General features: G+C 45.4%; 22 protein-coding genes and 1 pseudogene. 12 read left to right on the forward strand and 11 right to left on the reverse strand.

Annotated features, from left to right (window positions below; genetic code table 11):
* The first annotated feature begins 70 nt into the window (after nt 1-70).
* Nucleotides 71-787 carry a DevA family ABC transporter ATP-binding protein gene (locus QZW47_RS18740; RefSeq protein ID WP_293129555.1) on the forward strand — a complete coding sequence of 239 codons (717 nt, stop codon included), beginning with the start codon at nt 71-73 and terminating at the stop codon, nt 785-787.
* Nucleotides 788-1038: 251 nt separating this feature from the next.
* Here the strand turns inward: QZW47_RS18740 and QZW47_RS18745 are convergent, their stop codons facing one another.
* Entirely contained in the window at nt 1039-2052 is a 1014-nt protein-coding gene (locus QZW47_RS18745) for a glycoside hydrolase family 104 protein (protein WP_293129557.1), read from the reverse strand.
* A 102-nt stretch (nt 2053-2154) separates the two neighbouring features.
* Nucleotides 2155-3420, reverse strand: a complete 1266-nt coding sequence (locus QZW47_RS18750; protein ID WP_293129559.1) for a glycosyltransferase family 1 protein — start codon at nt 3418-3420, stop codon at nt 2155-2157.
* Between the two features lie 214 nt (nt 3421-3634).
* Between QZW47_RS18750 and QZW47_RS18755 the strand changes: the two genes are divergently transcribed.
* Entirely contained in the window at nt 3635-3886 is a 252-nt protein-coding gene (locus tag QZW47_RS18755) for a hypothetical protein (RefSeq protein WP_293129561.1), read from the forward strand.
* Between the two features lie 60 nt (nt 3887-3946).
* On the opposite strand, the gene QZW47_RS18760 is transcribed toward QZW47_RS18755, so the two are convergent.
* Nucleotides 3947-4864, reverse strand: a complete 918-nt coding sequence (locus tag QZW47_RS18760) for a YihY/virulence factor BrkB family protein (RefSeq protein ID WP_293129563.1) — start codon at nt 4862-4864, stop codon at nt 3947-3949.
* 114 nt (nt 4865-4978) lie between these two features.
* Between QZW47_RS18760 and QZW47_RS18765 the strand changes: the two genes are divergently transcribed.
* The 3 genes from QZW47_RS18765 (at nt 4979) to QZW47_RS18775 (ending at nt 7674) form a co-directional block, all read left to right on the forward strand.
* Nucleotides 4979-6067, forward strand: a complete 1089-nt coding sequence (locus tag QZW47_RS18765; RefSeq protein WP_293129565.1) for a hypothetical protein — start codon at nt 4979-4981, stop codon at nt 6065-6067.
* 158 nt (nt 6068-6225) lie between these two features.
* The gene (locus QZW47_RS18770) at nt 6226-6540 is read left to right on the forward strand and encodes a hypothetical protein (protein WP_293129567.1); all 315 of its coding nucleotides are present in this window, start codon (nt 6226-6228) and stop codon (nt 6538-6540) included.
* A 240-nt stretch (nt 6541-6780) separates the two neighbouring features.
* On the forward strand, nt 6781-7674 hold the full coding sequence (locus QZW47_RS18775; protein WP_293129569.1) for a CNNM domain-containing protein: 894 nt from the start codon (nt 6781-6783) through the stop codon (nt 7672-7674).
* A gap of 14 nt (nt 7675-7688) precedes the next feature.
* Here the strand turns inward: QZW47_RS18775 and QZW47_RS30185 are convergent.
* Nucleotides 7689-7862: pseudogene (locus QZW47_RS30185) on the reverse strand (Rieske 2Fe-2S domain-containing protein); the annotation flags it as partial.
* Nucleotides 7863-7948: 86 nt separating this feature from the next.
* Here QZW47_RS30185 and QZW47_RS18780 point away from each other — a divergent pair.
* The 4 genes from QZW47_RS18780 to QZW47_RS18795 all read left to right on the forward strand — a co-directional run bounded on the left by QZW47_RS18780 (nt 7949) and on the right by QZW47_RS18795 (nt 10958).
* Entirely contained in the window at nt 7949-8146 is a 198-nt protein-coding gene (locus QZW47_RS18780) for a hypothetical protein (RefSeq protein WP_106333869.1), read from the forward strand.
* Nucleotides 8130-8459: a type II toxin-antitoxin system PemK/MazF family toxin gene (locus QZW47_RS18785; RefSeq protein WP_293129570.1), complete on the forward strand. Its 330-nt coding sequence runs from the start codon at nt 8130-8132 to the stop codon at nt 8457-8459. The genes QZW47_RS18780 and QZW47_RS18785 overlap by 17 nt, the downstream gene beginning before the upstream one ends.
* Nucleotides 8460-8925: 466 nt before the next feature.
* Nucleotides 8926-9750, forward strand: a complete 825-nt coding sequence (locus QZW47_RS18790) for an HNH endonuclease (protein ID WP_293129572.1) — start codon at nt 8926-8928, stop codon at nt 9748-9750.
* Nucleotides 9751-9752: 2 nt separating this feature from the next.
* Nucleotides 9753-10958, forward strand: a complete 1206-nt coding sequence (locus QZW47_RS18795) for a DGQHR domain-containing protein (protein ID WP_293129574.1) — start codon at nt 9753-9755, stop codon at nt 10956-10958.
* Nucleotides 10959-11078: 120 nt separating this feature from the next.
* Here the strand turns inward: QZW47_RS18795 and QZW47_RS18800 are convergent, their stop codons facing one another.
* The 4 genes from QZW47_RS18800 to QZW47_RS18815 form a co-directional block, all read right to left on the reverse strand.
* Nucleotides 11079-15365 (reverse strand): glycosyltransferase, encoded by a 4287-nt coding sequence (locus QZW47_RS18800; protein ID WP_366930898.1) that lies wholly within the window; start codon nt 15363-15365, stop codon nt 11079-11081.
* Between the two features lie 18 nt (nt 15366-15383).
* The gene (locus QZW47_RS18805; protein ID WP_293129577.1) at nt 15384-16712 is read right to left on the reverse strand and encodes a glycosyltransferase family 1 protein; all 1329 of its coding nucleotides are present in this window, start codon (nt 16710-16712) and stop codon (nt 15384-15386) included.
* Between the two features lie 20 nt (nt 16713-16732).
* The gene (locus QZW47_RS18810; RefSeq protein ID WP_293129580.1) at nt 16733-19666 is read right to left on the reverse strand and encodes a glycosyltransferase family 1 protein; all 2934 of its coding nucleotides are present in this window, start codon (nt 19664-19666) and stop codon (nt 16733-16735) included.
* 191 nt (nt 19667-19857) lie between these two features.
* Nucleotides 19858-20136 carry a hypothetical protein gene (locus QZW47_RS18815; RefSeq protein WP_293129583.1) on the reverse strand — a complete coding sequence of 93 codons (279 nt, stop codon included), beginning with the start codon at nt 20134-20136 and terminating at the stop codon, nt 19858-19860.
* Between the two features lie 52 nt (nt 20137-20188).
* Here QZW47_RS18815 and ftsH3 point away from each other — a divergent pair, with 52 nt between their 5' ends.
* Nucleotides 20189-22027, forward strand: coding sequence for an ATP-dependent zinc metalloprotease FtsH3 (gene ftsH3, locus QZW47_RS18820; RefSeq protein WP_293129586.1), 1839 nt, complete (start codon nt 20189-20191; stop codon nt 22025-22027).
* A 132-nt stretch (nt 22028-22159) separates the two neighbouring features.
* On the opposite strand, the gene QZW47_RS18825 is transcribed toward ftsH3, so the two are convergent.
* Together QZW47_RS18825 and QZW47_RS18830 are read right to left on the reverse strand one after the other, a co-directional pair.
* Nucleotides 22160-22609 carry a type II toxin-antitoxin system RelE/ParE family toxin gene (locus QZW47_RS18825; RefSeq protein WP_293129589.1) on the reverse strand — a complete coding sequence of 150 codons (450 nt, stop codon included), beginning with the start codon at nt 22607-22609 and terminating at the stop codon, nt 22160-22162.
* Entirely contained in the window at nt 22602-22919 is a 318-nt protein-coding gene (locus tag QZW47_RS18830; RefSeq protein ID WP_293129592.1) for a hypothetical protein, read from the reverse strand. The genes QZW47_RS18825 and QZW47_RS18830 overlap by 8 nt, the downstream gene beginning before the upstream one ends.
* A 54-nt stretch (nt 22920-22973) precedes the next feature.
* Between QZW47_RS18830 and QZW47_RS18835 the strand changes: the two genes are divergently transcribed.
* The gene (locus tag QZW47_RS18835) at nt 22974-23612 is read left to right on the forward strand and encodes a bifunctional 4-hydroxy-2-oxoglutarate aldolase/2-dehydro-3-deoxy-phosphogluconate aldolase (RefSeq protein ID WP_293129595.1); all 639 of its coding nucleotides are present in this window, start codon (nt 22974-22976) and stop codon (nt 23610-23612) included.
* Between the two features lie 114 nt (nt 23613-23726).
* On the forward strand, nt 23727-24248 hold the full coding sequence (locus QZW47_RS18840) for a L,D-transpeptidase (protein WP_293129598.1): 522 nt from the start codon (nt 23727-23729) through the stop codon (nt 24246-24248).
* Nucleotides 24249-24584: 336 nt separating this feature from the next.
* Here the strand turns inward: QZW47_RS18840 and QZW47_RS18845 are convergent, their stop codons facing one another.
* Complete coding sequence (locus QZW47_RS18845) at nt 24585-26174, reverse strand: Hsp70 family protein (RefSeq protein WP_293129601.1); 1590 nt, start codon at nt 26172-26174, stop codon at nt 24585-24587.
* Between the last annotated feature and the right edge of the window lie 140 nt (nt 26175-26314).

Consider the following 26314-nt stretch of genomic DNA (forward strand, 5'->3'; position numbering starts at 1 on the left):
AAATAAACTGTGCGATTGCTTCGTTCCTCTCTTCGGACAATATTAAGTAAACCGTATTGAGGTATAAATTATGAATCATGCTACTGTTTGCGAAACAACCAACAATTTACAGATTCCTGAACCTGTAATTTCTGCACATCACCTCGACCACTACTTCGGTCAAGGTCAACTGCAAAAACAGGTACTTTTTGACATCAATCTGGACATTAATGCTGGTGAAATCGTGCTGATGACGGGGCCTTCCGGTTCGGGAAAAACTACGCTTTTGACTTTGATTGGCGGACTGCGGTCAACTCAATTTGGCAGTCTCAAAATTCTCGGTCAAGAGATGTGCAAGGCTAGTTCCGATATATTGGTGAAAGGGCGCCGCAAAATAGGCTATATTTTCCAAGCACACAACTTACATCGCAGTTTGACGGCGCTGCAAAACGTGCAAATGGGTTTGGAGGTTCATGGGAATTTGTCGCGTGCCGAAATGCGCGATCGCTCTTCGCAAATGCTAGCATTGGTAGGGCTCCAAGAACGGGTTAACTATTATCCCGATGATTTGTCGGGCGGACAAAAACAAAGAATTGCGATCGCCCGCGCTTTGGTGAGTCGCCCGCAAATTGTTTTGGCTGACGAACCAACAGCGGCCCTAGATAGCAAATCCGGGCGCGAAGTGGTGGTGTTGATGCAGCAACTTGCCAAAGAGCAGGGTTGTACTATTTTGTTAGTGACCCACGATAACCGCATTTTGGATATTGCCGATCGCATCGTTAACATGGAAGATGGAAAACTAGCTTAGCCTAATTTTTAACATCCCAAACCATAGACATAACCCATAAATCCCCCAGTCTCAATTTTGGCTGTTAAAATTTCAACCAAAATCCCTAAACTCAACTCGTAACTCGTCGTTAAAATATTGACTCACAAGAAACGGCTACCAGCCCCCGATGCTTATGAGTAGATACTCCTCAAATTTTAGACTTTTGTTCAAGCTCCCAGATTCACTGCGCTGCAAGTAAAATCTCAAATCTCAAATCTCAAATCGACTGTCTAATGGCTGACAACCAATTCAGGGCGGTAAATCCCTAAATTTTGGAGGTACATTTGTTCGAGTTTGGGCATCGACGAGTCCACGGAACCGCCAAAACGCCGAAAAGAAGGCCAAATGTAAGCGAGTTTTTTGACTGCTGACTCCAATCGACCCGCTTCTATATCTTCTAAGGCACCTTTTTCTCGGATTAACTCTACGGCTACAAAATCTTGATTTTGGGGGCTAAAATCGGTGAGGCTAAATTTTTTGGCGAATCTGTCCCAAGTTGTGCTCAGAAACTGATAGCGCCCCGCAGCGTCGGAACATAGCTTTGTGCCGTAGCGGCGGCCGCATCTCATTTCTCTGGGATGATCGCTGAAACTGGCAAATTTGGTGCCGGTGTACTGGGTGTGGTAGCCGTCGGGACTAGCGGTGCCTTCGGCGGCGGCGATGGTGTCGAGAAAGGCTTTGACTCGATCGCGCTCGATGCTATCGTCAGTTGCAACTTTATCCTCAGCAGCAACCGACGGCAACGGCTGGGGAGAGGGCGAACTTTCTGTCGGGATACTCAGGCGTTTCGGAGGTGGCGATATTTCTGCTGAGACTGTTTGACCCCAAAGTTTTGGGGTGATTCTACCCAAAAAAAAGCACAGACAGATGCACAAACTCCACCGCAGCCTTAAGCGGAGGCGTTTGGACTGCTCGTTGGGCTGTCGCACTGGCCACGCATCCAACGGAATGACTGCGGGCAAGATTCTCGTTTGCTGGCCGAAGGCGAACAGAGATTTCAGCGCTAGCAAGGTTTGCTTGTAGAAACGGGGTGGAACTTTGCGAACCCTCATCGCTGCGGCGAAAGTCTGGACATCTGTCAGAGTCACTGCTGCGAGAGGTTTTTCTACAAACAGCCGGAAACGGTTTGCCGCCTGCCAGCTAAAGCGCTTGCTGCGGTGGGATTGGCGTTCCACCCAGAGGCGAATTAGCTCGATGTCTTCTATGGGTTGCAGATGGCTTCCCAGATGTTCGGGTGCGTACAAGAGTACCTCCTGATATCACTTCTAGTTGAAGGTTCCCAGTTATAACGGATGAGATGGATAGGGATCAATGGAAACTCGCTTCAACCATACTAAGTGATACTACTAAGCGCTCACGGGGTCAAGTTTCATCACGGCTTTTTCGAGCAGTTGAGTGTAAAGTTGACTTAGTTGGGAGGCTACACCGTCCCAACTGAAATAGGTTTGGACGCGCACTCGGCCTGCTTGTCCGAGTTGCTGGCGCCATGCTGAGTCAACTAACAGCCGATCGATCGCACTTGCAAACAGTGCTTCATTTTTCGGCGGCGCCAGCAAACCGGTTTGTCGCGGCACTACGGTATATTTCAGCCCTCCCACGTCGGAGGCGACTACGGGCGTGCCGCAGGCCATCGCTTCAATGGCGACTAAACCGAAGGGTTCGTAGTGGCTGGGAATGACGCAGACATCGGCTGCGGCGTAGTAGGCGGGGAGAATGTCTCGGCTCAAGCCACCGGGAAAGCTGGTAATGTCGCTTAAGCCTAATTCTTGAACGATGCTGCCGATGCGATCGCGCTCTTTACCGTCGCATTGTCCCTCGCGCCAGCCGCCGCCGATAATTAGTTTTAAATCGCCTTGGCGCAGCGCTGACAGCCCCACAGCGCGCACTAAGGTTTCGATGCCTTTGCGCGGATCGAAACGGCCGACGTACAACACGACTTTGGTTTGCGGGGCTATTCCCAACTGTTGGCGGGCTGCCGATCGCCCGATCGACCCAAACCGCTCTATTTCGGTACCGCAAGGAATAATATCTATATTGCCTTTTGAGGACACGAGAGACCTCATGTGTTCTTTTTCCTGGGGACTGGTAGCCACCACGCGATCGGCTGTTTCCAAAAGAGTTTTTTCCACTTGCAGCCTGGTTTTGGCAATCATCGGAATTGTCGAAACCGACTTGTATTTAACCGCTGCCAAAGAATGATAGGTGTGAACTTGCCGCAGGGGTTGAGATTTTTTCAACTCCATTCCCACCCAAGAAGACAGCCAGTAATTCGTGTGAACTAAGGGACATTGAATGCCTGACTCTAACTGAAACTTCTGAAATTCGCGCACAAAAATAGGCAAATATGCGTAAAGTTCGTCGCGGGGAATAAATTCTTGTGGCCCTGCTACTAGGCGGATTGTCCGGCAATTCGGGCTGTGCGGGACAATGCTTGCTTGTTGGCGATCGGACGATCGGGTGAACATATCAACTTGCCACCCCTGTTTCGCCAGAGCTTCACCTACTTGACGCACGTAAACATTTTGCCCGCCCGCTTCTTCTTTGCCAATTTCCACAGCCGGATCGCCGTGTACCGAGATCAGGGCGATGCGTTTTTTAGTTAATGAAATCATGATTGTTTACCAACATTTAAAAAAAACTTACTGCCGATTCAATGTGCGATTTTGGCTACTGTGCGGGAAATGGAAGGTAACTGCTAATTGTTATTAAAGTCAAAATAGGCGATCGATCAATCATCCCTCAGGGATAAATTGCAGGCAAAAAATTGATAAACGACTTCCTTCTGCTGACAGAGACCAGCAGCAGCTCAAACTCTAGATAATCTAAATGGAAATAAACGAGGGTGAAGAGATTTTTCTGGATTTGAGCCGCTGTCAAACTTCCACCAGCTTTGAGGTTGCTGTCCCAGATGCTCCCGTCAGTCACAGGTCTAATTTTTACCTTTCGGGATCAATGGTTTTGGTTGTGGAGAAAGCAGAAGTAAATCATCCTCTAGACATAATTTTAGAGGCCGATCTCAAACAAAGCAGAATTATTGCCTTCAAAATTGTTCTTTTCTTCCGCTTTCTGCCTGCTTAGCTCTTGCTTCTATCAAATGCGGGTATCTAGTTTAACCTCTAATTTTCAAGTTGTCAAATATTAAGAATTGTTCCGATGTTTGCCTGTAGGAGATTCCCCCTTTTCGCTGTGAAGGGTACTATTTCGCGAAGCTCGCATTCGAGAGCCGTATCGGTTAGCCCAAACTTGGGTAAACTCGGCGCCCAAGAAGAGAATTTGAGCGGAATAATTAATCCAAAGCAGGATAATCACGAACGATCCCGCAGCACCGTAGGTAGAGGCAATACCGCTACCTCCTAGGTAAACTCCTATTAGGGATTTGCCGATCGTAAACAGGACTGAGGTGATGGCAGCGCCGATCCACACATCATTCCAAGCAAGATCGACATCGGGCAAAAGTTTGTAAATCAAGGCAAACAGTAACGTAACTACACCAAAGGAGATAGCAAAGTCCACAATCTGCCAAATGTTGACGGGTAAGTGTAGCAAACCGTTCAACCAAAAGCTGACGGCTGCTAAAACAGCGCTAATTACTAAAGATACTAACAGTAGAAAGCCGATGCCTAAAATCATCGCAAAAGACAATACGCGGTCTTGCAAAAATCCCCAGATACCCCGTCCCGGAGGAGGCGAAACATTCCAAATAGTATTGAGAGCTTCTTTGAGATTAGTAAACACGTTGGAAGCGCCCCACAAAAGTGTAGCGATGCCGACTAAAGTAGCAATCATTCCCGACTTGGGTTCTGAGGCTTTGAGAATCAGTTCTTGGACAGTTTGGGCGCCATCTTTGCCGATTAGACTTTGGAGTTGGCCGACGATTTGACCTTGGGCTGCGTCTGCACCAAAGACTAAACCGACGATCGCAATTACGATAATTAGCAGCGGGGCGAGGGAGAAAACTGTGTAATAGGCTAGGGCAGCGGCTAGGGTTGGCGCTTTATCTTCTTGCCATTCAGCAAAAGTTTGTTTGAGCAGCGATATGACTGTTTTTAAGTTCACGACCTTGGGTTTCCTGATACTTATGCTTTACCAAGGGATTGTAAGAGTTTAGGAGTTCTTCAGCCTCAGCCACAAGATAGATTTATCGATTAGCCAACTCAGAAAATTACTTTTATGTCAAATTCCAACACAACTGTTAACAGCACCGATGTCAAAGCGCCCAAAAAAGTAATTACTTGGGCAAAACTGAGCGCATTAGTAGCGGTGGTCAATTTCTTGCTGGTGCTTTTCCATTTTAGTTACCTTCAGTTGCGCCCTGTTTATCAGAGTTATTTGCCCGGTATAGTGAAACTTTACGACCCGATTAAAGGCATTAATTCGAGTTTGCCCAATTCGGCATATTTGCCAAAGGCTGACCAGTTTTGGCGAATTGATGCGTGGTTGATCGGTTTTTTCTGGGCGGAATTTGCGATTAAAAGTCTGTTCCACACCCGCCGCAAACCGGGAGTAAGTTGGTCGAATTTTGTGCTGAGGCGCTGGTACGAAGTGTTTCTGCTGGTGCCGATTTGGCAGGGGTGGCGGATTCTGCCGGTGTTGGTGCGCCTCCACAAGTCTGGTTTGGTGAATCTCGATCGCGCCGTTGCTCAAATTACCTACGAACCAGTGGCTTATTTAGCCGATACAATGTCCGAATACATGATGGTGCGGTTTATCAATCAAGCTCAAAGTTCGATCGAACAAGGCGACGCAGCGCGGGTACTGCTGGAACCGCAGCAGCCGTACCTTCACGTCAATCAGGAAAATACGATCGAACAAATAACCAACCGGATTTTGGATCTGACAATTTACAAAGTTTTGCCGCAAGTGCAACCGGGTTTAGAAGAATTGCTGCACCACAATCTGGAAACAACCATCAAACAGTCGGATTTTTATCAACTCCTGCAAACTTTCTCGCCGATTAATATTTTGCCTAAGGAAATGACCGAACAGCTAGCAAATTATCTGGCTCAAACTGCGGTTGATGTGGTAGCGACTACTTACGAAGATGATAAAGGGCGCAAAATTATCGATAATTTCAGCCAAGAATTCAATCAAAGTTTGCGGCGGGAATTGCAAGATGAGAAAACTCTCGCGGAATTGCAGTCTCTGCTGTCGGATTTGTTGGAAGAAGTGAAGTTGAATTACATTCAAGGCGGGTTGAAGTCAGATCCGGAGGAGACTTTGACGGAAATTAACTCGTTGCGGGAGGTAAGGGAGAGTTGATACAGCAATTAGTTTGGGGTTTGTTAATTGGATTCTTTTAACGAACCGCGCCCGAAGGAGAACAGGCGAGACGCCTGTTCCACAAAGTAAGAGCCGTAGGGTGCGTCGCCCTTGAGAATTCTTTGCATCAAAATCGACAATTTTATAGCGACGCACCTATGCTAACCGTGTTAAGTCGCGAAGGAGCCGTAGGGTGCGTCGCCCTTGAGAATTCTTTGCATCAAAATCGACAATCTTATAGCGACGCACCGATGCTAACAGTGTTAAGTCGCGAAGGAGCCGTAGGGTGCGTCGCCCTTGAGAATTCTTGGCATCAAAATCGACAATCTTATAGCGACGCACCGATGCTAACCGTGTTAAGTCGCGAAGGAGTCGTAGGGTGCGTCGCCCTTGAGAATTCTTTGCATCAAAATCGACAATCTTATAGCGACGCACCGATGCTAACCGTGTTAAGTAAACAAACCCCAAAATGAGGTGGATGCAAATTGTTGTATCTGGTGATTGGGATTTTTTAACGAACCGCAAAGGCGCAAAGAGCGCGAAGGAAGAGAAGAGAAGGAAGAGTAAGATTTCACAACATCTAGGGGTAAGTAAGCTGCGTATTGCTTATCCTACGAATACGGGTAGTGCGGATATCCGATGTCAATCTTTCTGAATGGCTAAGCTAAAATAAGAGTGTTAGCGGAAAACATCTATCATATTATTTATCTATTTTGAACAACCTTACTTGTCTGGAAATAGAAGTCGCCGAAACATTGCTGAGGTTAGCAATGTTGCTGGGCTTAACACTTTTAATCGCGTTTTTTGTGGCGTCAGAACTAGCATTAGTATCGGCAGATCGCCATCAAATCCGGCAACTCGCTCAGTTGCCCGATCGCCCAAACGCCAAAACCGCCCAACTCGTCCACCAAGCGCAGAACAACATACCGCATTACCTGTCGGTGACTCAAACAGGCACTACAGCGGGGAGTTTGCTGTTGGGATGGTTGGGGGAGGGAGCGACTGTACACTGGATCGAGCCTTGGATCGACAAATTGCCGATCGGTCATTTTCCGGCAATGCTGACGGCGCACTCGATCGCAGTTCCCGTAGCTTTCATCTTCGTTACATACATCGAGATAGTATTAGGAGAACTCATCCCCAAAGTATTAGCAACCCACGCTCCAGAGCGCACGGCTTTGTTACTGATGCCCGCCCTGGAAATCTGCTCAAAAATACTGTGGCCGCTGCTAGCAGTTCTCAACGGTACTGTGCGGCTGCTGACAGGTTCGATTACCAGCAAACCGTCAGAGCCGCTGCTACCAGCTTCCGAAGCAACTCTGATTGAAAAAGACGCTCACTCAGCCCTAATTTCCGGCGTCTGGGAAGTAACAGCAGTTAACGAAAAACTCGGGATCAATCTCCCCACGAACCAAGCTTACCAAACAATCGCCGGATTCGCGATCCACACTTTTGGTAAAATGCCCGCTCAGGGCGATCGACTATTGTGGGGCGAATTAGAAATAGAAGCAGCAGAGGTAGTAGAAGGCAGCTTAGAAACAGTCCTGCTGCGCCAAGTAACACGCCCTTTGTTTGAGCCGAAACATCCAGAACTCGTCTTGAATTGATAGCAAATCCGGGTTTAAATTTGATTGTATATCCAACCATGATAATGGCATTGCAATAACCGACTACAACTCTTTCCTGCGGATAAACGACTGCTGCGGTGCAAACAGCGAGTCCGTAATGTTGCAGCTTGTCCATCTTCTGTGCGAAACATTGCCAGCCACTCTCCGTCAAGCGATCGGGCTAAAACAGTGTTAGGTTGTAATTAGTCGCTCTGTGCGACAACCTACCAGAAATCTGCAAATTGCATAATAAAGCATAGTTTATGAGGTGGATATGCTGAAAACGCTTTGGGCTACTGTTCGACAAGGGAAAATTGAACTGCTGGAGTTATCAGAGTTACCCGAAGGGGCAAAAGTATTAGTAACACTCTTACCTGATGAAGAAACTGAGTTTTGGCTTCAAGCCAGTCAAACATCATTAGATACAGTTTGGGATAATACTGAGGATGATGTCTATGCCCAGCTACTCTAAAAATGACATAATTTTGGTTAGATATCCCTTTTCAGACTTGTCTAGTTCTAAGGTGAGACCAGCAATTGTTGTGAGTGCGCCGCACGTATCTCAAGACATCATGATTGTGCCATTGACAAGCAAAACTGCATCCTTACTTGAGGGTGAGTTCGTACTTGCTGAATGGTCAACAGCAGGGTTAAATGTGGCTACAGCAGTCAAGCGAGGTTTGTATACAGTGCATGAAAGCTTGGTTCTAACGACAATTGGCAAATTAGCGGATTCTGATGCTGAGCGACTGGAGCAATCTCTTCGAGGTTGGTTAGGGTTGTAGTGCACCCATACAGTATAATATTTCCTGTTTGTCGGGTTTCGCATAAGGAGGGCGATCGGGCAATGCCACAGCTTGTACGTCTTCTCCCCGAAAAACTGCCAGCCACTCTCTAAGAGTGATTGGGCTAAAACAGTGTTAGGTTGTAATTGGTCGCCCAGTGCGACAATGTACCAGAAATATGCAAATTGCATAGACTATACTTTGTGAGGTGGATATTCGGAAAACGCTTTGGGGTAATGTTCGACAAGGGAAAATTGAACTGCTAGAGTCATCATAGTAGTTAAGAAATATTAAAAAGTGATTTAGTAATGCAGAAAAAGTGGGATTATTGATTAATACAAGAAATTTGTCGTAGAGCGTATTGAAATATAAGAGCTAGGGCTCAAAGCTAAAAAAGGAAAGTATTACGATTAAAAGCAACGATTATTCATCTGAGTTTGAGATAAAATCCAAAGAGAGTTATCAGATGCAAAAAAGTGTAGATGAAAATAACATTAACCCAGGAGAACAGCTAAGGGAATTTATCAAACAAATTTTCCCTGCTGATGTCAAAAATGACTCCTTTATTTCAAGAATAGATTATATTCTACAAGCTGATGGAGAATTGAGAGATTTAGTTTACAATAGCACCATCAACTATGTATTGCGACGACTGATAGTAACCGCTGATTATTTTCAAAGGAAGTGTAAAAAAGAGGATAAAGGAAATGAAAAATTCATAACTGATTTGAGAGCTTTCCTGAAAGATGATATGCGCTTTCCTGAAAAGCATATTGGAAAAATTATTGCCTTAATTCGTGAGTGTTTGGATAAGAGAAATGCAGACGTAGCAGACAGCACTAAACATAACATAAGAAAGAGAGCCAGAAATAATAATAAGGCTTGCTATATCTGTGGCGGCGAACTGGAGTTTGATATAGGAGATTCATACAACTCAGTTCAAGTGGAGCATAAATGGCCGAAAGCAATGGGCGGTTCAAGTCATAATTTCAATCTTGAAGTCGCTTGCCCAAAATGTAATTGTAAAAAGTCAGATCATATAGATGCTAGCGATTTTCATTATGAAAAGATATGTCTCGTAAGTGATGAAAACGATAAACACTTTTCGACGGAGATGAACAGGGAATATGAATTGGCTTTATGGGCTAAAAGAGAATTTAAGTGTTCTATTTGTGAAAAATCAGCAGCCGATGCGGGAAAGTTAAAATTTGGACGCAAAAATCCCAATGATAGTTGGCATTTCTTAAATATAGAGATTTTTTGCGAAAAACATCACAAAATAAGGGGATAGTTATGACTGAACACAGGTGTTATTTTGGCAGTTTAATATCACAGCGCACAGATGAAAAGGTAACTCGTTTTTTTGTTTTTAATGCACGCGCAAAAGATTTGAAAGAGTGGTTGGGGATTCGACGAATAAAAGATGTCAAAAAAGGAGCGCAGCGTGTACTAAGAAAAGCTAGAGCTAGTGCAGTTACGAAATTCATAGAGGCTAGTTCAATCAATACAATTCCTAATAGTATACTTATAGCTTTTGATCCCGAAAAAGCAAAGTTTACCTCTTTAAGTACAAAAATTAGCGAAGGTATTATTCAAACAAAGAGTTCCTTAGAAAACCCTGTAGACATATTCAATGCCTGTTATAATCAACTCGATTGGGGAATTATTGAGTTTTCATTTGAACACAATGAACCGGAAGATACTAAACCAGCACTTATTGTAGACGGACAGCACCGTCTTTATGGTATGTCTGAATTTGATAAAGAGGATTTACCAATAACTGTTGTTAGCTTAATAGATGCTAATCGTCAAGAACAAGCTTTCCAGTTTATTGTAGTAAATAATAAAGCAGTACGAGTTTCAGCCGAAAATGTCAAATCTATTGTTGCAGATTTTAATGAAGATGAACTTGAGAAACGACTTGTACTAGCGCGTGTTAAATATGGTGATAAGCCACTGATACTTAGGTCTCTCAATGATTCTCCATCAAGCCCATTTCAAAATTTATTAGATTGGTCTTATAACAGAGAGATTACAGAAGAAACTCATCTAGTGCCAATTACTGCCATAGAACAAACAATGCGATATATTCGTAAGTCTTTTACAGTGCTTGAAAATGATGAAGATTCCTTAATCGAGTTTTTCTGTGCAACCTGGAGAGCGGTGAAAGGAAATTACCCAGAGCTTTTTGGAAAAAATAATCAATTTATGAGGAAGGCAAATATTAGTGCTTTCAATGAGTATATCACTGACCGATTAGTATATTTTTGGGAGATGGATTTACTAGATGTATTTGAAAGTGATGAAATTGAAGAAAAAGTGTTAGATATCATTAAACGTTTACCTAAAGAATTCTGGCTAAAAAATTGGAAGCTTAGAATTCAAGACACTCCAAATTTTAGAGACATCATAAAAAATGATTTAAAGACTATAATTACTAATTCAAAATTAGGCAAGGATTGGATGAATGGTTTAGAGTTGATTGAAACAGAGGAATAGAGAATGTCCATATATTTGAAGCATTTCTTTTGCCCTTAAAAATCAAGTTCCAATTGTCTAACTAATCGATCACGCTAGACAGACCTGGGTGAGCTGCGGCCCACCCTAGGTTATATGCATTTACTTCACAGCAAGCTCGATCGCACCCCCAACAAACCGCTCGTAATCCTCCAAAAACCAAGGCGGCAAACAACTATTCGCATCCTGAACTTGCAACTGTCCAGCGCGACAAAACAGCATCGCCGCCAGCAAATTATTCACAGCTTTAGGCGTTCCAAACCCTTTACTCAACTCAGCAACCAACGAGTTAAAAAACCCGCGTTCATTCTGGGCCAGCGGCTCATTAATCAACCCGCAGCCCAGCACTGCCTTGTAACCCTTGCCGAAATCGCTCCGGTACAAAAGTTCAAGTTGTTCGTCGGAAACACTCAGCCACAAATTGGCGAGTTGCGTCCGAATTTGCCGCAAATCTGCGATCGCAAATTCAGCCGTCGGGTCGATTTCATAAAGATTGACAGCAGCAGTTAATTGATTCATAAACTGCGGTAGAACATCTTGGTTGACAATAGTTTGTTCCGCTACCGCAAACGCAGTTTCAAACACATTTTCGTAATCCTCAATCAACCACTGCGGCAACCGGGTGCGAGCCTCGGGTACCCGCATTTTTCCCGGCACAAAATACAGCATTGCACCCAGCAAAGCATTGATAGCTTGAGGCTGCACCAACCCTTTGCTAATTTCGGTTAATTGCTGCAAAAAGTTTTGTTCGGCTTCAGTCATTGATTCTGCTTGGAAGCGGCAGCTAAGCAGTGCTTGATATCCTTTGCGAAGTTCTCCTAGGTAAATATCTGGCAATTGTTCGCAAGGAACGCTTAGCCAAAAATCAGCCATTTGTTTTCTGATTTGGCGGAGTTCCAAAACTACCGATTCGTCAGAGGGATCGATGCGGTAAAGATTGACGCATCCTAATAGTTGATTGGCAAATTGGGGGGATTGAATGTATTGAGCTAGCAAGTCAGAACTTGACTCGGAATTGACGGCGGATTTTGTTTCAAAAACTTGTTCGTAATCGCCGATTAACCAGTGCGGCAAGCGGTTGCGAGGGTCGGGAATTCGCATGGTGCCCGGCGGGAAATACAGCATCGCCGCGAGCAAGGCGCTGACAGCTTTCGGGTGCACCAATCCTTTGCTAATCTGCGTTAATTGCTGCAAAAATATTTGTTCGTCTTCCATCATCGCTTGACGTTGAAAGCCGCTTTTCAGGATGATTTGATAGTTTTTTCCTGAAGGACTTTGATAGGTGGCTTCTAGATTTTCGGTGGGAACATTCAGCCAAAAATCCGCGATTTGTTTGCGGATTTGCCGCAGTTGAGATATTGCTGAGACGTTGGATGAATTTCTCTGGTAAAGCTGGACGGCGTTGGAGAGGATCTCGATCGCATCCGGCTGCCGGGGAATGCTATCCTGCAAGCTGCGGGAGGCTTCTAGGTGGCTGGTTTGCCAGTGGGTAAAGAGTTCTTGGAAGAGTTTCGCGATCGCCCCTCCATATGCAACACTATCAAAACAGGCCGGATTGCCCTGCATTTTCTCGACAATTTCCTGCCGTTTTTGCTGGCGCAGTTGCGGGTTTGTGCCGAGACTCACGGCTAGCTGAATGTAGGATGCTTCGTCACGGGCGATTAAATCGGGCATTTGCAATTCCCGCAGCATCGCCGCACCTTGACGGAAGCGCAAAGCATTTCCCTCCACAACCACCACCGGCAATCCTACTTGCAAAGGATCGATTAACGATGTCGCCCCAGCGTAAGGATAGGAATCGAGATAAACATCTGCTAGCTGCAAAAACTCTTTAACATCCGCGCGGCTTGGCAGTTGTTTTACGAATCGCAAACGATTGTTATTCACCCCGTATTTAGCACAAATAGCATTGAGATTGTTAACAAAAGGTGTTGCTGGATAAGTCCGAGTCCAAGCCGGGCCGAAGGGATACAAAATCAAGATTGAATCGGGAACAGCCGCGAGAATCTTTACCCAAGTCTCTCTCAACTCCGGCAGAATTTTGTAGAAGTTAGCGCCGGAGACAAACACTGTTGTGCTGTCAGAAATTCCGAGACTTTGGCGCGTGGGTTTGACTGTAGCTACTTCCGATTCTGTGGCATATTTGAAACAAAAACCGCTGCCTTCTAGCACAGCCAACTGTTCGCGATATTGTGATTGATAGCTAGCATCCGGTACAGTATATTTGCCTGCGATGTAGTAATCCATGTGCCGGAGTCCGGTGGTTGTCGGAGAACAGAAAGATGTAGTTTGTACCCTTGCTAAACGGTGCATTGCGAGCGAACCAACGTGTTTGTTAATAGCAGTTAAATTCGTACCGAAAAACAGAATATCTAAGTCGTCGGCGCGGATGGTTTGGACTTGCGATGCAAACTCTTGCGGGAGTGTCACCAGTTTGTCGGCGCGGCTTTGACAGTATTGTTCTAATTGGTGGCCGCTGGTGTTGAGCGCGTACAGGTAAATCTCGAACTGGTTGCGGTCTAAATGCTCGAAAACCGGGATAGTAGCGAAGGTTTCGGTTTGCGGCGCGAAATGGTCGCTGATGATGCCCAGGCGGATTTTTGTGCGCGCGGGCGATCGCGCCGGGAAGATACAATCAATAGCAGATCCGCGAGTTTTTAAAGCAAACTCAATAATATCCGCCCGTTTGGTGTAAAGCTCGCGCAGGTTTGCGGTGGTAAAGTACAGCGGGATAAAGTTAGCGATTTGGGCGAACAACACAGCAATATTCTGCCAAAGTGGCGAATCGGCATTTTTGAACAAATTCTTATGTATGTAATCAATCCATCCCGCGATAAATTGATAGTAACTGTCTGCTTCTCCCCGACTTTGAAATAGGTTCGGACAGGTAAACATGAACTTCAGATATTCATTAGCGAACCAGTTAGGAATCGTAGCGCGCTCGTATTTGAGCGGCAGTTTGTCGGCGCGACAGTACAGCATTGCCGCTAGCAGGTAATTAATAGCTTTGGGGTTGTTAAATCCCTGCGCTACATTGGCGACTAATTCCCTCGCAAAAGTCTCTTCTGTATCAGTTAGCGGTTCGTCTCTAATATCGCTGGCGAGAATTCCCTGGTGCTGTTTGCCGATATCACCCACAAAGGCGCTGGCTACTTGTTCGACTGGTAAATTGAGCCAGATGGCTGCAATTTGTTGGCGAGCTTGGCGGACATTTGCGAGGGCGGATAAATCGGCGGAGTTTTTCTGGTATTGCTCGATAATGGTTGACACTAAAATTGGAGCTTCCGGCGCTTTTACCGCGATTTGCTGTTGATTTCCGGCAGCTTGCATCAGTGCAGAACTCACTGTTTTTGCCATTGACGACCAACTGAATTTGCGGCATTGTCCGAGTCCGGCAGCAATCAACGAGTTGCGAATATCTGGTTTCTGCACGTCAAACAGTGCATTTCCCAGCGCATTGACATCATTTTCGCTGACATAAAATGCTGCTTCTCCCGCTACTTCGGGAATCGAGCTGTTGGGAGATGTAATCACCGGACAACCGCAAGCCATTGCTTCCAAGATTGGCAGCCCGAAGCCTTCATATTTCGAGGGAAATACGAGGGCGATTGCACCCGAGTAAGCCGCTCTTAATTCATCGTCACCCAAATACAGCAGGTGGACGTTGAAACCAGCCGTGTACTGCTGTAATATAGGTTCGAGCGCAGGTTGACCGCTGGTGCACACAACATCAAATCCAGACTTGCTGCTGAGTCTAGATAAAGCTTGAAAAAAAGCAATCGTATTTTTATAACCGTTGAATCCTAAACGTTCTCCAATTATTAAAAAGTAGGGCTTTTCAATCCGGTGTGCAGTTTTAAACGTGGCAATTTCTGGTAAACTAGAAGGATAAAAATGTTTTTGAATGCCGCAGCGAGCGACAGTAATGGATGGGAGAGATATTTCTGGGAAAAACTTTACTAAGTCGCGGGCTGTGCTTTGGGAAATGGCGATGTAGGAAGCTGCTTGGCGGATAGCGCGATGTTTTTCTCGCCACATGGGATTATTGAGGTCAGCTCCGGTAACTTCGGGTATCATGTCATAGGCGACAAATGCCGATCGCGCAGTCAGCGGTGTTGTATAGTAGGTAGAGACAAATAAATCTGCATTTTCGCGATCGCACATTTGCTGCAACATTTGTCTGTCAGCATCAGTTTTGTTGTAATCGTAAACCGGAATCGACCGATATTCAATGCCCGCAATCTTCGGTATTGTGCCCGCGCGGTCTAACATAACTATATGCTGAGCAAAACCATCTTTTACCCATTCTGCCATCAAAGACTGCCAAACGCGAGCAATCCCGCTTCTTTGCTGACTTTGAAAAAATATACCGTCAATAACTATTTTCATGGTGAGTTTCCTGTAAAATTACCGTAAAGCAGTTCGATAAGCAGCGATAGTTTGCTGAGTGCACCTTTCCCAGCTAAAAAGTTTAGCTTGCGCCAAAGATTTTACAGACATACTCGAACGCAGTGACGAATTGTTGTAGATTTCCAGCATACTATGACACAGCGCGTCCGTATCTTTTGGGTCTACCATAATTCCCGCTTCCCCAACCACTTCGGGAAGCGAAGATGTATTCGAGGTAATCACAGGTACACCACACTGCATCGCCTCCAGTGGCGGCAAACCAAAACCTTCATAAAACGACGGATAGACAAACGCTAAAGCACTGCTATAAAGCGCCGCCAAATCAGATTCTGGCACATATCCTGTAAAAATTATCCGTTCTTTGAGGAAGTTTTTCTGAGATATTTCTTCCATAATTTTGTCGTATTTCCAGCCCCGAGTCCCGACTAGCACCAGATATAAATCTTTGATCTTTTGTTCCTCAATTAGTTTCGCAAAACTGCGAATTGCACCGTCGAGATTTTTGCGCGGTTCCAACGTACCCAAACTCAAAATATAAGGAGCATCGGGAATGCCGTATTTGTTGCGAGTCGATGCAAGTTTTGCCGCATCAGCGCAGGGATAAAAGATACTCGGCTCCGCAGCCAGAGGCGTGACAAAAACTCTCGACTCGTCTATGTTTAGATAATTGCACAAATCGTTTTTTGTGGAATGCGATATGCAAGTCACCCAGTCTTTCTGAGAAATGCTTGCTAAAGTTTTTTTGTAAAGTAGAGGAATTTGTTCGCTCAGCAGAAACTGCGGATATAAAATTGGAATTAAGTCATAAATAGTTAGAAATGCTTGCACGTTGTTTGCTTGCTGAACAGATGCAGGAATTTCATCGTAGGGAGAGTGAAAAATATCGACTGCATCTAAGTTGCGAGAGTCGATAGCATTAGCATAACCGCCCATCATTCTCAGCGTGTTTTCTAGATGATTTTTAACTTGTTCTAAAAATAGCTTGTCCTCTGCGATATTGCTCGCCTCATTAATTTTTGTTTGACAACCCACCAGATTGTAAGTATCGAGGAGCTTTTTGTGGAAAATCCGGGAAAAGCTGGAGTGCAGCAGGGGAACTTTTGCTAATTTAGGATTAGATTGTAGGTAATCGAGACTAGCATCTAGCAACTGAAAATACTGACTGACACTAAAGAGCAAATCACATTCTGGCGAGGCAGTCAATCCTTCTGCAAGACTTTCCACCACTCGGAAGATTCCGGTGCGAGCGCGCGAATGCAAATATCCTTGTCCGAGGACAGAAATATCGTAGATAACTTTGATTGGCTCTAGATTTGATGTTGGCATAGATTTGATTGATTAAACTTTTAGCTGGATAAAGCAATTTTGTAAGCAGCCGTTGTCTCCTGAATGCACCTATCCCAACTGAAGTTTTGAGCTTGTTTGAGCGACTTTAATGACATCTCGCGACGCAAAGATGGGCTGTTATAAAGTTTTAGCATATTGTGGCACAGTCCGTCAGCGTCATCAGGAGCGATCGTAATTCCTGCATCGCCAACTACCTCGGGAAGAGATGAGGTATTGGAAGTAATGACTGGAGTACCGCACTGCATTGCTTCTAAAGGTGGAAGCCCAAAACCTTCATAGAGCGACGGATAAACAAATGCTAGCGCACCGCTGTACAGTGCCGCTAAATCTTCATCAGCTACATAACCAGTCATAATTATCCGCTCTTTTGCTAAACTGTTTTGGGATATTTCGGCAAATATCTGCTCGTAATCCCAACCGAGAGCGCCAACTAATACCAGGTACAAATCTTTGATACCTTGCTGCTGGACTAATTGGGCAAAACAACGGATGGCGTGTAAGATGTTTTTGCGAGGTTCTATGGTACTTACACCCAAGATGTATTGTGCGTCGGGTATGGAGTATTTTTGTCGGATGGCTGCAATCTTGTTGGTATCATAACAGGGATAGAATGTATTTGGATCGGCTGCGAGATAGGAAACGAAAACTTTGGCTGGGTCAAGATTTTTTACATGATTCAGCAAGTCGTTTCTCGTAGCTTGAGATATGCAGATTATGGAATCTTCAGGAGTTAAGGTTTGTAATGACATTACCATTCTCTGATAATCGCCGTCGTTTTTGCCGATAAATAAATCTGACAAGACAATCGGAATCAAATCGTAAATTGTCGAAATTGTTTTGAGGTTTTTAAATTGCCTGATTTGGTCGGGAACGTGATAAAACGTGGAGTGATAAATATCTGAATTTCTCAAAATATTGGGATCGAGCGAATTCTGCTCGACAGTCAACTTTATCGTTTCAGCCAGAGGATGTTGCAAGCTTTCTATTAAAGACAGATTCTGTGAGTCGCTGCCATTATTTATCAGAACTTTACTCTGATTTTCCAGCATTCTGTAAAGTTCAATTAGTTTGGTTCTAAATTGATAAATAAAGCTGGGATAGACAAAGGGTACGTCTTTAAAAATTGGCTGCGATTCCAAGTAATCGAGCGAATTATGCACGGCATATATAGAATGAGTGGCGCTAAAAGATAGCTCTAATTCTGTGGAGGGAAGTAAACCTAAGGCGATATTCTCGATAACTCTCGCCACGCCTGTGCGAGAACGACTGACGTGACGGCCGTATCCGAGTACAGAGATGTCGTAAATTAATTTTATTTGTTTTTCCGTTGTCTGACTGACAACTGGTACCCTGGGGGCAAAATCGGCTTTTTGACAACCATCTTTGTGGATAATCAGCAGTAGAGATGTGGCAACATAACCGCCCATTTCTAATTTGAGATGCGGTTCAGTATAAGGTGGTTTTGCTACTTTTAAGTCTGGTGCTTGATTTCCCATCTCGTAGCTGATAGGCTCTACCCAATGTCCTTGTTTTTCTAATTCGCCAATTAGTCGATCGATATCTTGACGCCTGTAAAATACTAAATTGGGTAAATCTAGCGTACCTGCGTTGGAGGTACAGTTATATTCTGTGGTGTGCAGCGCCATACCGCCGCTCTTGAGACAAGCTAAGGATTTTTGGACAAATTGCAGTCCTTTTTCGATGGAGCCGATGTGTTCAAAAGCACAAGACGACCAAATAAAGTCAAATTCTCCTCGCTGCAAATCTTCAGGAATGTAGTTCATATCTACATCCCGAACTTCAACTAATCTCTCAAACTGTTCGGGCGGACAAATATTTTTCTCATTGAGAGCTGCTTTGCCTTTACACAGTTGGTTTGTCTGGCCCCATTCTTTTTGGCTAATCGGATTCAAACCTTGATCTGTGGCGACAATCTGGCAGCCTAGGGAAGCAAATAAAGAGGGTAACGGTTCATTTCCGACGGCAAATCCTAGACCTTTTTTGCCATTACCTAGCCAGTTTCTTTCGTGCAGGGCTTGGACAATTGCCACGAATTCCCACTGTTTGCGGGCGGGAGTAAACTCCTCTTTCATTTTGGCAATCCAATGCCGATAATATTCTGTTTGGAAATCTTTGTAGACGCACAGCTTGCTGGTGAGCAACAGTTTTTCTGGCTGTTGCGGAATGCTTGGTATAGTTAACTTTCTGGCAGCAACTTTGGTCATTTCTATAACTGCAATCGCATTGGCAAAACTAAAAGGCGCATTATATTCTACGTGGCTTAGTTCTCCGGGATTTGCCTGTACCCAAACTGAACGGTGCGTCGGTCGGTTGTAGGTTTGAACTAACTTTAAAAAGCTAGGTTTAATGGCGGTTTGCGGAATATTGTATTTGTCAAATAAGAGTTTCAAGTAATCAACATCGAACTGAATAAACCATCCTCTTTCTAGAAGTTTGCCAAAGGGTACTGTAATCAAGGCTTGACCGCCGTCTGATAGCAAATCATAAATTTTGGCGATCGCCTTTAGGGGCCCTTCTCGATCGCATTTGTCGCTGCTTTCACCATAGGTTTGATTCGGTTCGGCTCCTTGTCCGATATGTTCTACTGTGGAGATGGAAATTATAGCACTATATTGCTCGGATGCTGGAATTTCCATTAAATCAATATTGTCTACTCCGTCAGCTATTTCGTATTTGTCTACAATTCTTCGAGCTTGAATTTCGACCAAATCTCGATCGATCAGTTGTTCGTAATGTTTGAGGACGTTGCCGACTTCCAGCAGTTTACTTTTATCCTTCAATCTGGCAAGGAACTCGCCAGCTACCGGAATTTCTACTGCTCTCTCAGAACACGGAAAATTATTATGTTTGAGTCGATTGTAGGGCAGTGTCTGACCGTTAAAAATAAAAGTATCTGGTGGCAAATCTGACATTGATATTTTCTCGCAAATAAAAGTTTTTTAACAGAAAAGTTCTTCGCAAAATTGAGTTGATTTCACCCAATAAATACATTAACCGATTGCTTGAGCCATTGACGCTTCTACAGTTTGGCTAGTTCCATCTTGGCAAAGTAGCATCATCCCGGCACAGTGACGCTTCGATCGCACTCGCACAACATTTTCAGCTATCTTGACAAATTAACGCTTTGGGTGTAATGAGCAAAGAAGTGATAGGTCGATCGCCAGTTGAACATCCGATTAAATCTAGCCCAGAAGCGCACTCTTGGGAAGCCGTGGGGCGATCGCGGAACTGACTGTTCTGAAATCTTCCAAATATCCTCCGCCGTTCGCCGCAGCCCAGCCCAGCCCTGCGCTCCTTGCCAGAGACGAGCAAACTCCCGATTGTTTCCCAAGATACTTGCGTGCCGCAAATAAGTTACAATTACGTTAAGATTGATGAACATAAATAAAAAATCCCAAATCACAGGGACTAAATAATTAGGAGGATCGACCTCGGTGAATAAACGGTGGAGAAACGCTGGACTGTACGCACTGCTGGCTATTGTAGTCATTGCCCTAGCCACGGCATTTTTTGACAAACAGCCCCCAAGTAGGGAAGTTTGGAAGTACAGCCAATTCATTCAGGAAGTCGAGAGCAAGAAAGTAGACAAAATAAATATCAGTTCCGATCGCAGCAAAGCTCTCGTAACGGCTCAAGACGGCAACAAGGTACTCGTCAACCTGCCGAACGACCCCGAACTGATCAACATTCTGACCAAGAATAACGTAGATATTTCAGTTCTGCCCCAAAACGACGAAGGCTTCTGGGTAAAGGCTCTCAGCAGCTTGTTCTTCCCAATCCTGCTGTTGGTAGGACTGTTTTTCCTGGTGCGGCGCGCCCAAAACGGGCCCGGCAACCAAGCCATGAACTTCGGCAAATCGAAAGCTAGAGTTCAAATGGAGCCTCAAACTCAGGTGACTTTCGGCGACGTAGCAGGCATCGAACAAGCCAAGCTAGAACTCGCCGAAGTCGTGGACTTCCTGAAAAATGCCGATCGCTTCACCGCAGTCGGAGCTAAAATCCCCAAGGGCGTGCTGCTAGTCGGCCCTCCCGGAACAGGCAAAACCTTGCTCGCTAAAGCAGTTGCTGGAGAAGCAGGCGTTCCTTTCTTCTCGATTTCCGGTTCGGAATTTGTGGAAATGTTCGTGGGTGTCGGTGCTTCCCGCGTCCGCGACTTGTTTGAACAAGCTAAAACAAACGCTCCTTGTATCGTATTTATTGATGAAATTGACGCGGTAGGCCGCCAGCGTGGCGCTGGTTTGGGCGGTGGTAACGACGAACGGGAACAAACCCTGAACCAGTTGTTGACCGAAATGGACGGTTTTGAGGGCAATACAGGGATCATTTTGATTGCTGCGACGAACCGCCCCGACGTGCTTGACGCTGCGCTGCTGCGCCCGGGCCGCTTCGATCGCCAAGTTGTGGTCGATCGCCCTGATTTCTCTGGTCGCCTGGAAATTCTCAACGTTCACGCCCGCGGCAAAACCTTGTCGAAAGATGTGGACTTGGAAAAAATCGCCCGCCGCACACCCGGTTTCACAGGTGCGGATTTGGCTAACCTGCTGAACGAATCAGCAATTTTGGCCGCGCGCCGCAACTTGACCGAAGTCTCCATGGATGAAGTCAATGATGCGATCGATCGCGTGCTCGCAGGCCCAGAAAAGAAAGACCGCGTGATGAGCGAAAAGCGCAAAACCTTGGTAGCTTACCACGAAGCCGGTCACGCTTTAGTTGGCGCTTTGATGCCCGACTATGACCCCGTACAGAAAATCAGCATTATCCCCCGCGGCCGCGCTGGCGGTTTGACTTGGTTCACACCCAGCGAAGATCGCATGGATTCTGGCTTGTATTCTCGCTCTTACTTGCAAAATCAAATGGCGGTAGCCTTGGGCGGCCGCATTGCTGAAGAGATTGTCTTCGGTGAAGAAGAAGTCACCACTGGCGCTTCCAATGACTTGCAACAAGTGGCAAGAGTAGCACGGCAAATGGTGACTCGCTTCGGAATGAGCGATCGACTAGGCCCTGTAGCTCTCGGTCGCCAACAAGGAAATATGTTCATGGGTCGCGATATCATGGCCGAACGGGACTTTTCTGAAGAAACCGCAGCCACTATCGACGATGAAGTCCGCTTGTTGGTAGAGCAAGCTTACCGTCGCGCTAAAGATGTGCTGGTTGGTAACCGCCACGTCCTGAACGCCTTGGCAGATATGCTAGTTGACAAGGAAACTGTCGATGCTGACGAATTGCAAAATTTGTTGGCTAACAGCGATGTCAAGATGGCAACAATTGCCTAATTGATTTTTGATTTTAGACTTCGACTTCGCTCAGTCGAACGATTTTTGATTTAATCTAAAGTTGGAAATCGGTAATTGGGGTGGTTCTGGGATTGTCTGGAATCGCCCCGATTTTTTTTGTGGTGCGATCGGCTATTTCAGATTGTTGTGTACTGCGATCTGGCGATCGCACTGTATCATTTTGATGTAACCGGACTTAATATCACCCTTGGTAAACTTCTCGTCGGTGACGCACTTTACTAGACAAGATTGCATAAATCTTTGATGAATACAGGAACCGCAGATGAAAAGAAGATGAACACAGATAAACGCAGATAGTTTCCAGATAATTTGTGAATGAATGCAATCTTGTCTACTGATATCGATCGTCTGGCTGTCGTCATCAATGGTGTATATTACCCTGTAATCGCCAACCCGAATTCGCCAGCCGTTTTTCTCCCCCTTTAACTTGAGACAGCCTGGGGGACGGGGCACAACTGCTAAAGCATTTATCTGGGGATAAATGCGACTGCTGATTTCAACGGGCAGAGCATCCAGGTCTTTTTGAGCCGAACGTGCAGTAATGACCAAGTAATCAGACATTCAACATACCCTTTTTCTCAAGCTGGCGCTTAACTTCTTCCCAGGGAACTCTTGGTTCATCTTTTCTAGATTCAATAGTCAAAGAGTCATAAACATCCTCCCAGAGTTCGCCGTGCTTCTCGAATTCAAGCACCACTGCAATCTTTTCGCCTTCGCCGTCAACTAAAAACTGAAAGTCGATCGGTTCGCCACATTCAGCCAACACGTCAACCCAAAATTCGCTATGTTCTTTGAGGTCAACAATTGCAGCGGTTTTGTTGCCTTCATTGTCGGTTAAAAACTGAACGCCGCGCATATTGTAGTTTGGCATATATTTAATTTTGTAATGTGTACTAAAATTATATGCGAGAGAGAATGAGTTAGCATGAATCATCAATCTTGGTTGACACTACTAAAAAAACACCGCGCGATCGCCGTCATCCGTTCCTCCGACAAAGAAGTCGCTTGGCAAATGGCATCAGCAGTAGCAGCAGGCGGAATTCAGTTTATAGAAATTACTTGGAACACCCACAAAGCGCCTGAATTAATTGCCGAACTCCGCTCCGAATTCCCTACTTTTAGTATTGGTACCGGCACTTTATTAAACTTAGAACAGTTGCAGCAAGCCATAGATTGCGGCGCTCAATTCTTGTTTACTCCCCACACCGATGTAACGATGATTCAAGCAGCAGTTGATGCCGGAGTGCCGATCGTCCCCGGTGCTTTTTCTCCCACAGAGATTATGGCAGCCTGGGAAGCGGGGGCTACCTGCGTCAAAGTATTTCCGATATCCGGTTTGGGAGGTGCGGCTTACCTGAGGAGCCTGCAAGGCCCTCTGAGCGGGATTCCTTTGATTCCCACGGGCGGGGTGACGCTAGAAAATGCCAAGGTATTTATTGACGCTGGGGCGATCGCCGTTGGTTTGGCCGGAGACTTATTTCCCAAACACTTAGTGCAAGATCGAGATTGGGGGGCGATCGTTCAAATTGCCAAAACTCTTACTCAAAACTTAACAACTTGTTAAGCCCTCTTTCCCAATTTAAAATCTATAATCTACAATCTAAAATAGTACCTGGTGTGAAAGTTTACCAAACTCAAATCTCAAATCTCAAATCTCAAATCGTTCTGGGTGTGAGGAATGAACAACATTATTAAATCTACTTACTTGCGTCGTGCTGGAACTTTCTGTGCTGGCTGCGTCTTAACAGTTGCGGCATTCTGCGGCGGGCTTGCTCCAGCATTTGCAGCCGAACAACACAACACAATTGCCAATAGAATTATGCAGTTGCAGCAATCCAGCCAGCGCTGGATTGAAATTGATTTGTCTAGACAAAAATTAATAGCATGGGAAGGAAATAAACCAGTTTATGCGGTGAATATTTCCAGCGGCAAATCATCGACTCCCACCCGCACGGGAACCTTTGCCGTTCAAACCAAATATCGCGTTGCTAGAATGACTGGGGATGATTACGATGTGCCGGACGTTCCCTATACAATGTATTACGACGGCGGTAATGCAATTCACGGCGCTTACTGGCACAATTTGTTTGGCAATCCCGTCACTCACGGCTGCACCAATGTAGCGGTAAATCACGCTAAATGGTTGTTCAACTGGGCCTCGGTGGGGACGCCTGTGGTGGTGCACAAATCGGAGATTTAACTACAGGTTCGTAGTGAGGACTTTAGTCCGCAAAAAAAGAAAGGACTGAAGTCCTCACTACGAACCTGTGTTTGTAGTGAGGACTTTAGTCCGCAAAAAAAGAAAGGACTGAAGTCCTCACTACGAACCTGTGTTTGTAGTGAGGACTTTAGTCCGCAAGAAAAGAAAGGACTGAAGTCCTCACTACGAACCTGTGTTTGTAGTGAGGACTTTAGTCCGCAAAAAAAGAAAGGACTGAAGTCCTCACTACGAACCTGTGTTTGTAGTGAGGACTTTAGTCCGCAAAAAAAGAAAGGACTGAAGTCCTCACTACGAACCTATAATTACCAACACATCTTAACTTAGCTGCACTACTGGCCTATCCTCTAACAACGTTTCATTGGTCAACAAATCTTCAACAGTAATCCGCAAAAATCGCTGTTCGTCAACCCGGAAGAAGATTTTGACCCGATCGCTCCCCGGATACCCAGGTGGCGTCAATTGCGCGATACTGCGAGCTCCGTCTTTGTCATTTAGCGCTTGTACCGATGTTTCGCCCGCGATTTGGCGAGTAATTAGCCTGTCGCCGTCAAAATAAATCTCCGTGCCGCCAGTTTCCGCTCCCAATTCGCCGATAATTAATTCTATGCTGGGCTGATTTTCTAAAGAAGCTCCCAAGACTAATTCTACCGGCTCGCTCATTGGGTAAGACTGACCGGATTTAATTAAACTGTGCCAACTGTGGCAATTGTCACGGCGGTTCCAGTAGCGAATGCCGTAACTGTGATAAAGAAAATCTTTGATTTCTACGCCTTGACTCAATTGTAGAGCACCTTGGGCGATCGCCTCAAACGGTTTGTCGCACCGAATCTTTGCCGGATCGAAATATTGCTGCACCCAACGCTGCACCGCAGGAATTTGGACTGTACCGCCCACAAGCAAAACTGCATCGATATCGCCAATTTCTAAGCCTTGACGCCGCGCTTGCTGCAATACTTGATTCATGCACTCGTCGAGGTTCTCAAAAAACTGATGTTCGGCGAGGATAGATTCAAAGCCATCTCGATCTAATTCTAATTCGTAACTCTCAAAATTTTCATCATCGAAATAAACCTCAACCGCCTTATTTACCAAAGATAACTGAATCTTTAACCGTTCTGCCAATCTCGCCGTAATCGGAGATTTTGTCAATCCTTTTGTTTTGACAAAATAGTCAACCAGCCAATTATCAATATCAGAACCGCCCAAATTTTGTCCCGCTTTAGCCAAAACCCGGGCAACTTTTGCCTTTTGGGCGGAAGATTGGGCCAATAACTTCTCGCCCCATTTGAGTAGAAAACCCAGGGGTTTTTTGTTACCGCTACTCTCTGGCCGCACCAAGGAAAGATCCAGAGTGCCACCGCCGAAATCAATCACTAATAGAATGGAGCGATCGGCTAAACCATAACCCAAAGCAGCCGCCGTCGGTTCGTCCAACATCCGCACCTGTTCTACTTGCAGAGATTCAGAAACTTTACCCAGCCAATGGCGGTAAGCTTCAAAACTATCTACCGGCACAGTAAACACCAAAGAATCTATCGACAAAGGCAATTCGCGAATTGACCTGACAATTTCGCTCAAATACCACTCACCTACTCGTTGAAAATCAACCATTTGCCCGTCCAGTTCCGGGACAAAACCCTGAACAGAAGTGCCGATCCCCCGCTTAAAATTCCGAAAAAACCGAGAATTTCCACTCAGATCGAGACCTTTGTCGCGGACTTGCTGACCCAGTAAGACTTTACTTTGAGCAGCGTCCTCAACGTAGAGCAAACTGGGAATTAAGGGTGGAGTTTGAACCGAGATTGCCGACAATCCCGGTAATTTCAAAGTTTCCGGCTGCTGGAGGGCCTGATTCCAGCGAGCGACGACAGTGTTGCTAGTTCCAAAGTCAATTGCGATCGCCATTTAGCCAAAACACAGCTACTAATGATTAAATCATCTTATGGTATTTGCAGTCGCAAATGCAAACAAATGCTCAAAATGTTCTTGCACGAACATTTGGCTGCAACCAAAACTGTTTGAGTAAAGGAGCCTGCCATTTTGTG

This window comes from Microcoleus sp. bin38.metabat.b11b12b14.051 (assembly GCF_013299165.1).
In the GTDB taxonomy this organism is placed as follows: Bacteria; Cyanobacteriota; Cyanobacteriia; order Cyanobacteriales; family Microcoleaceae; genus Microcoleus.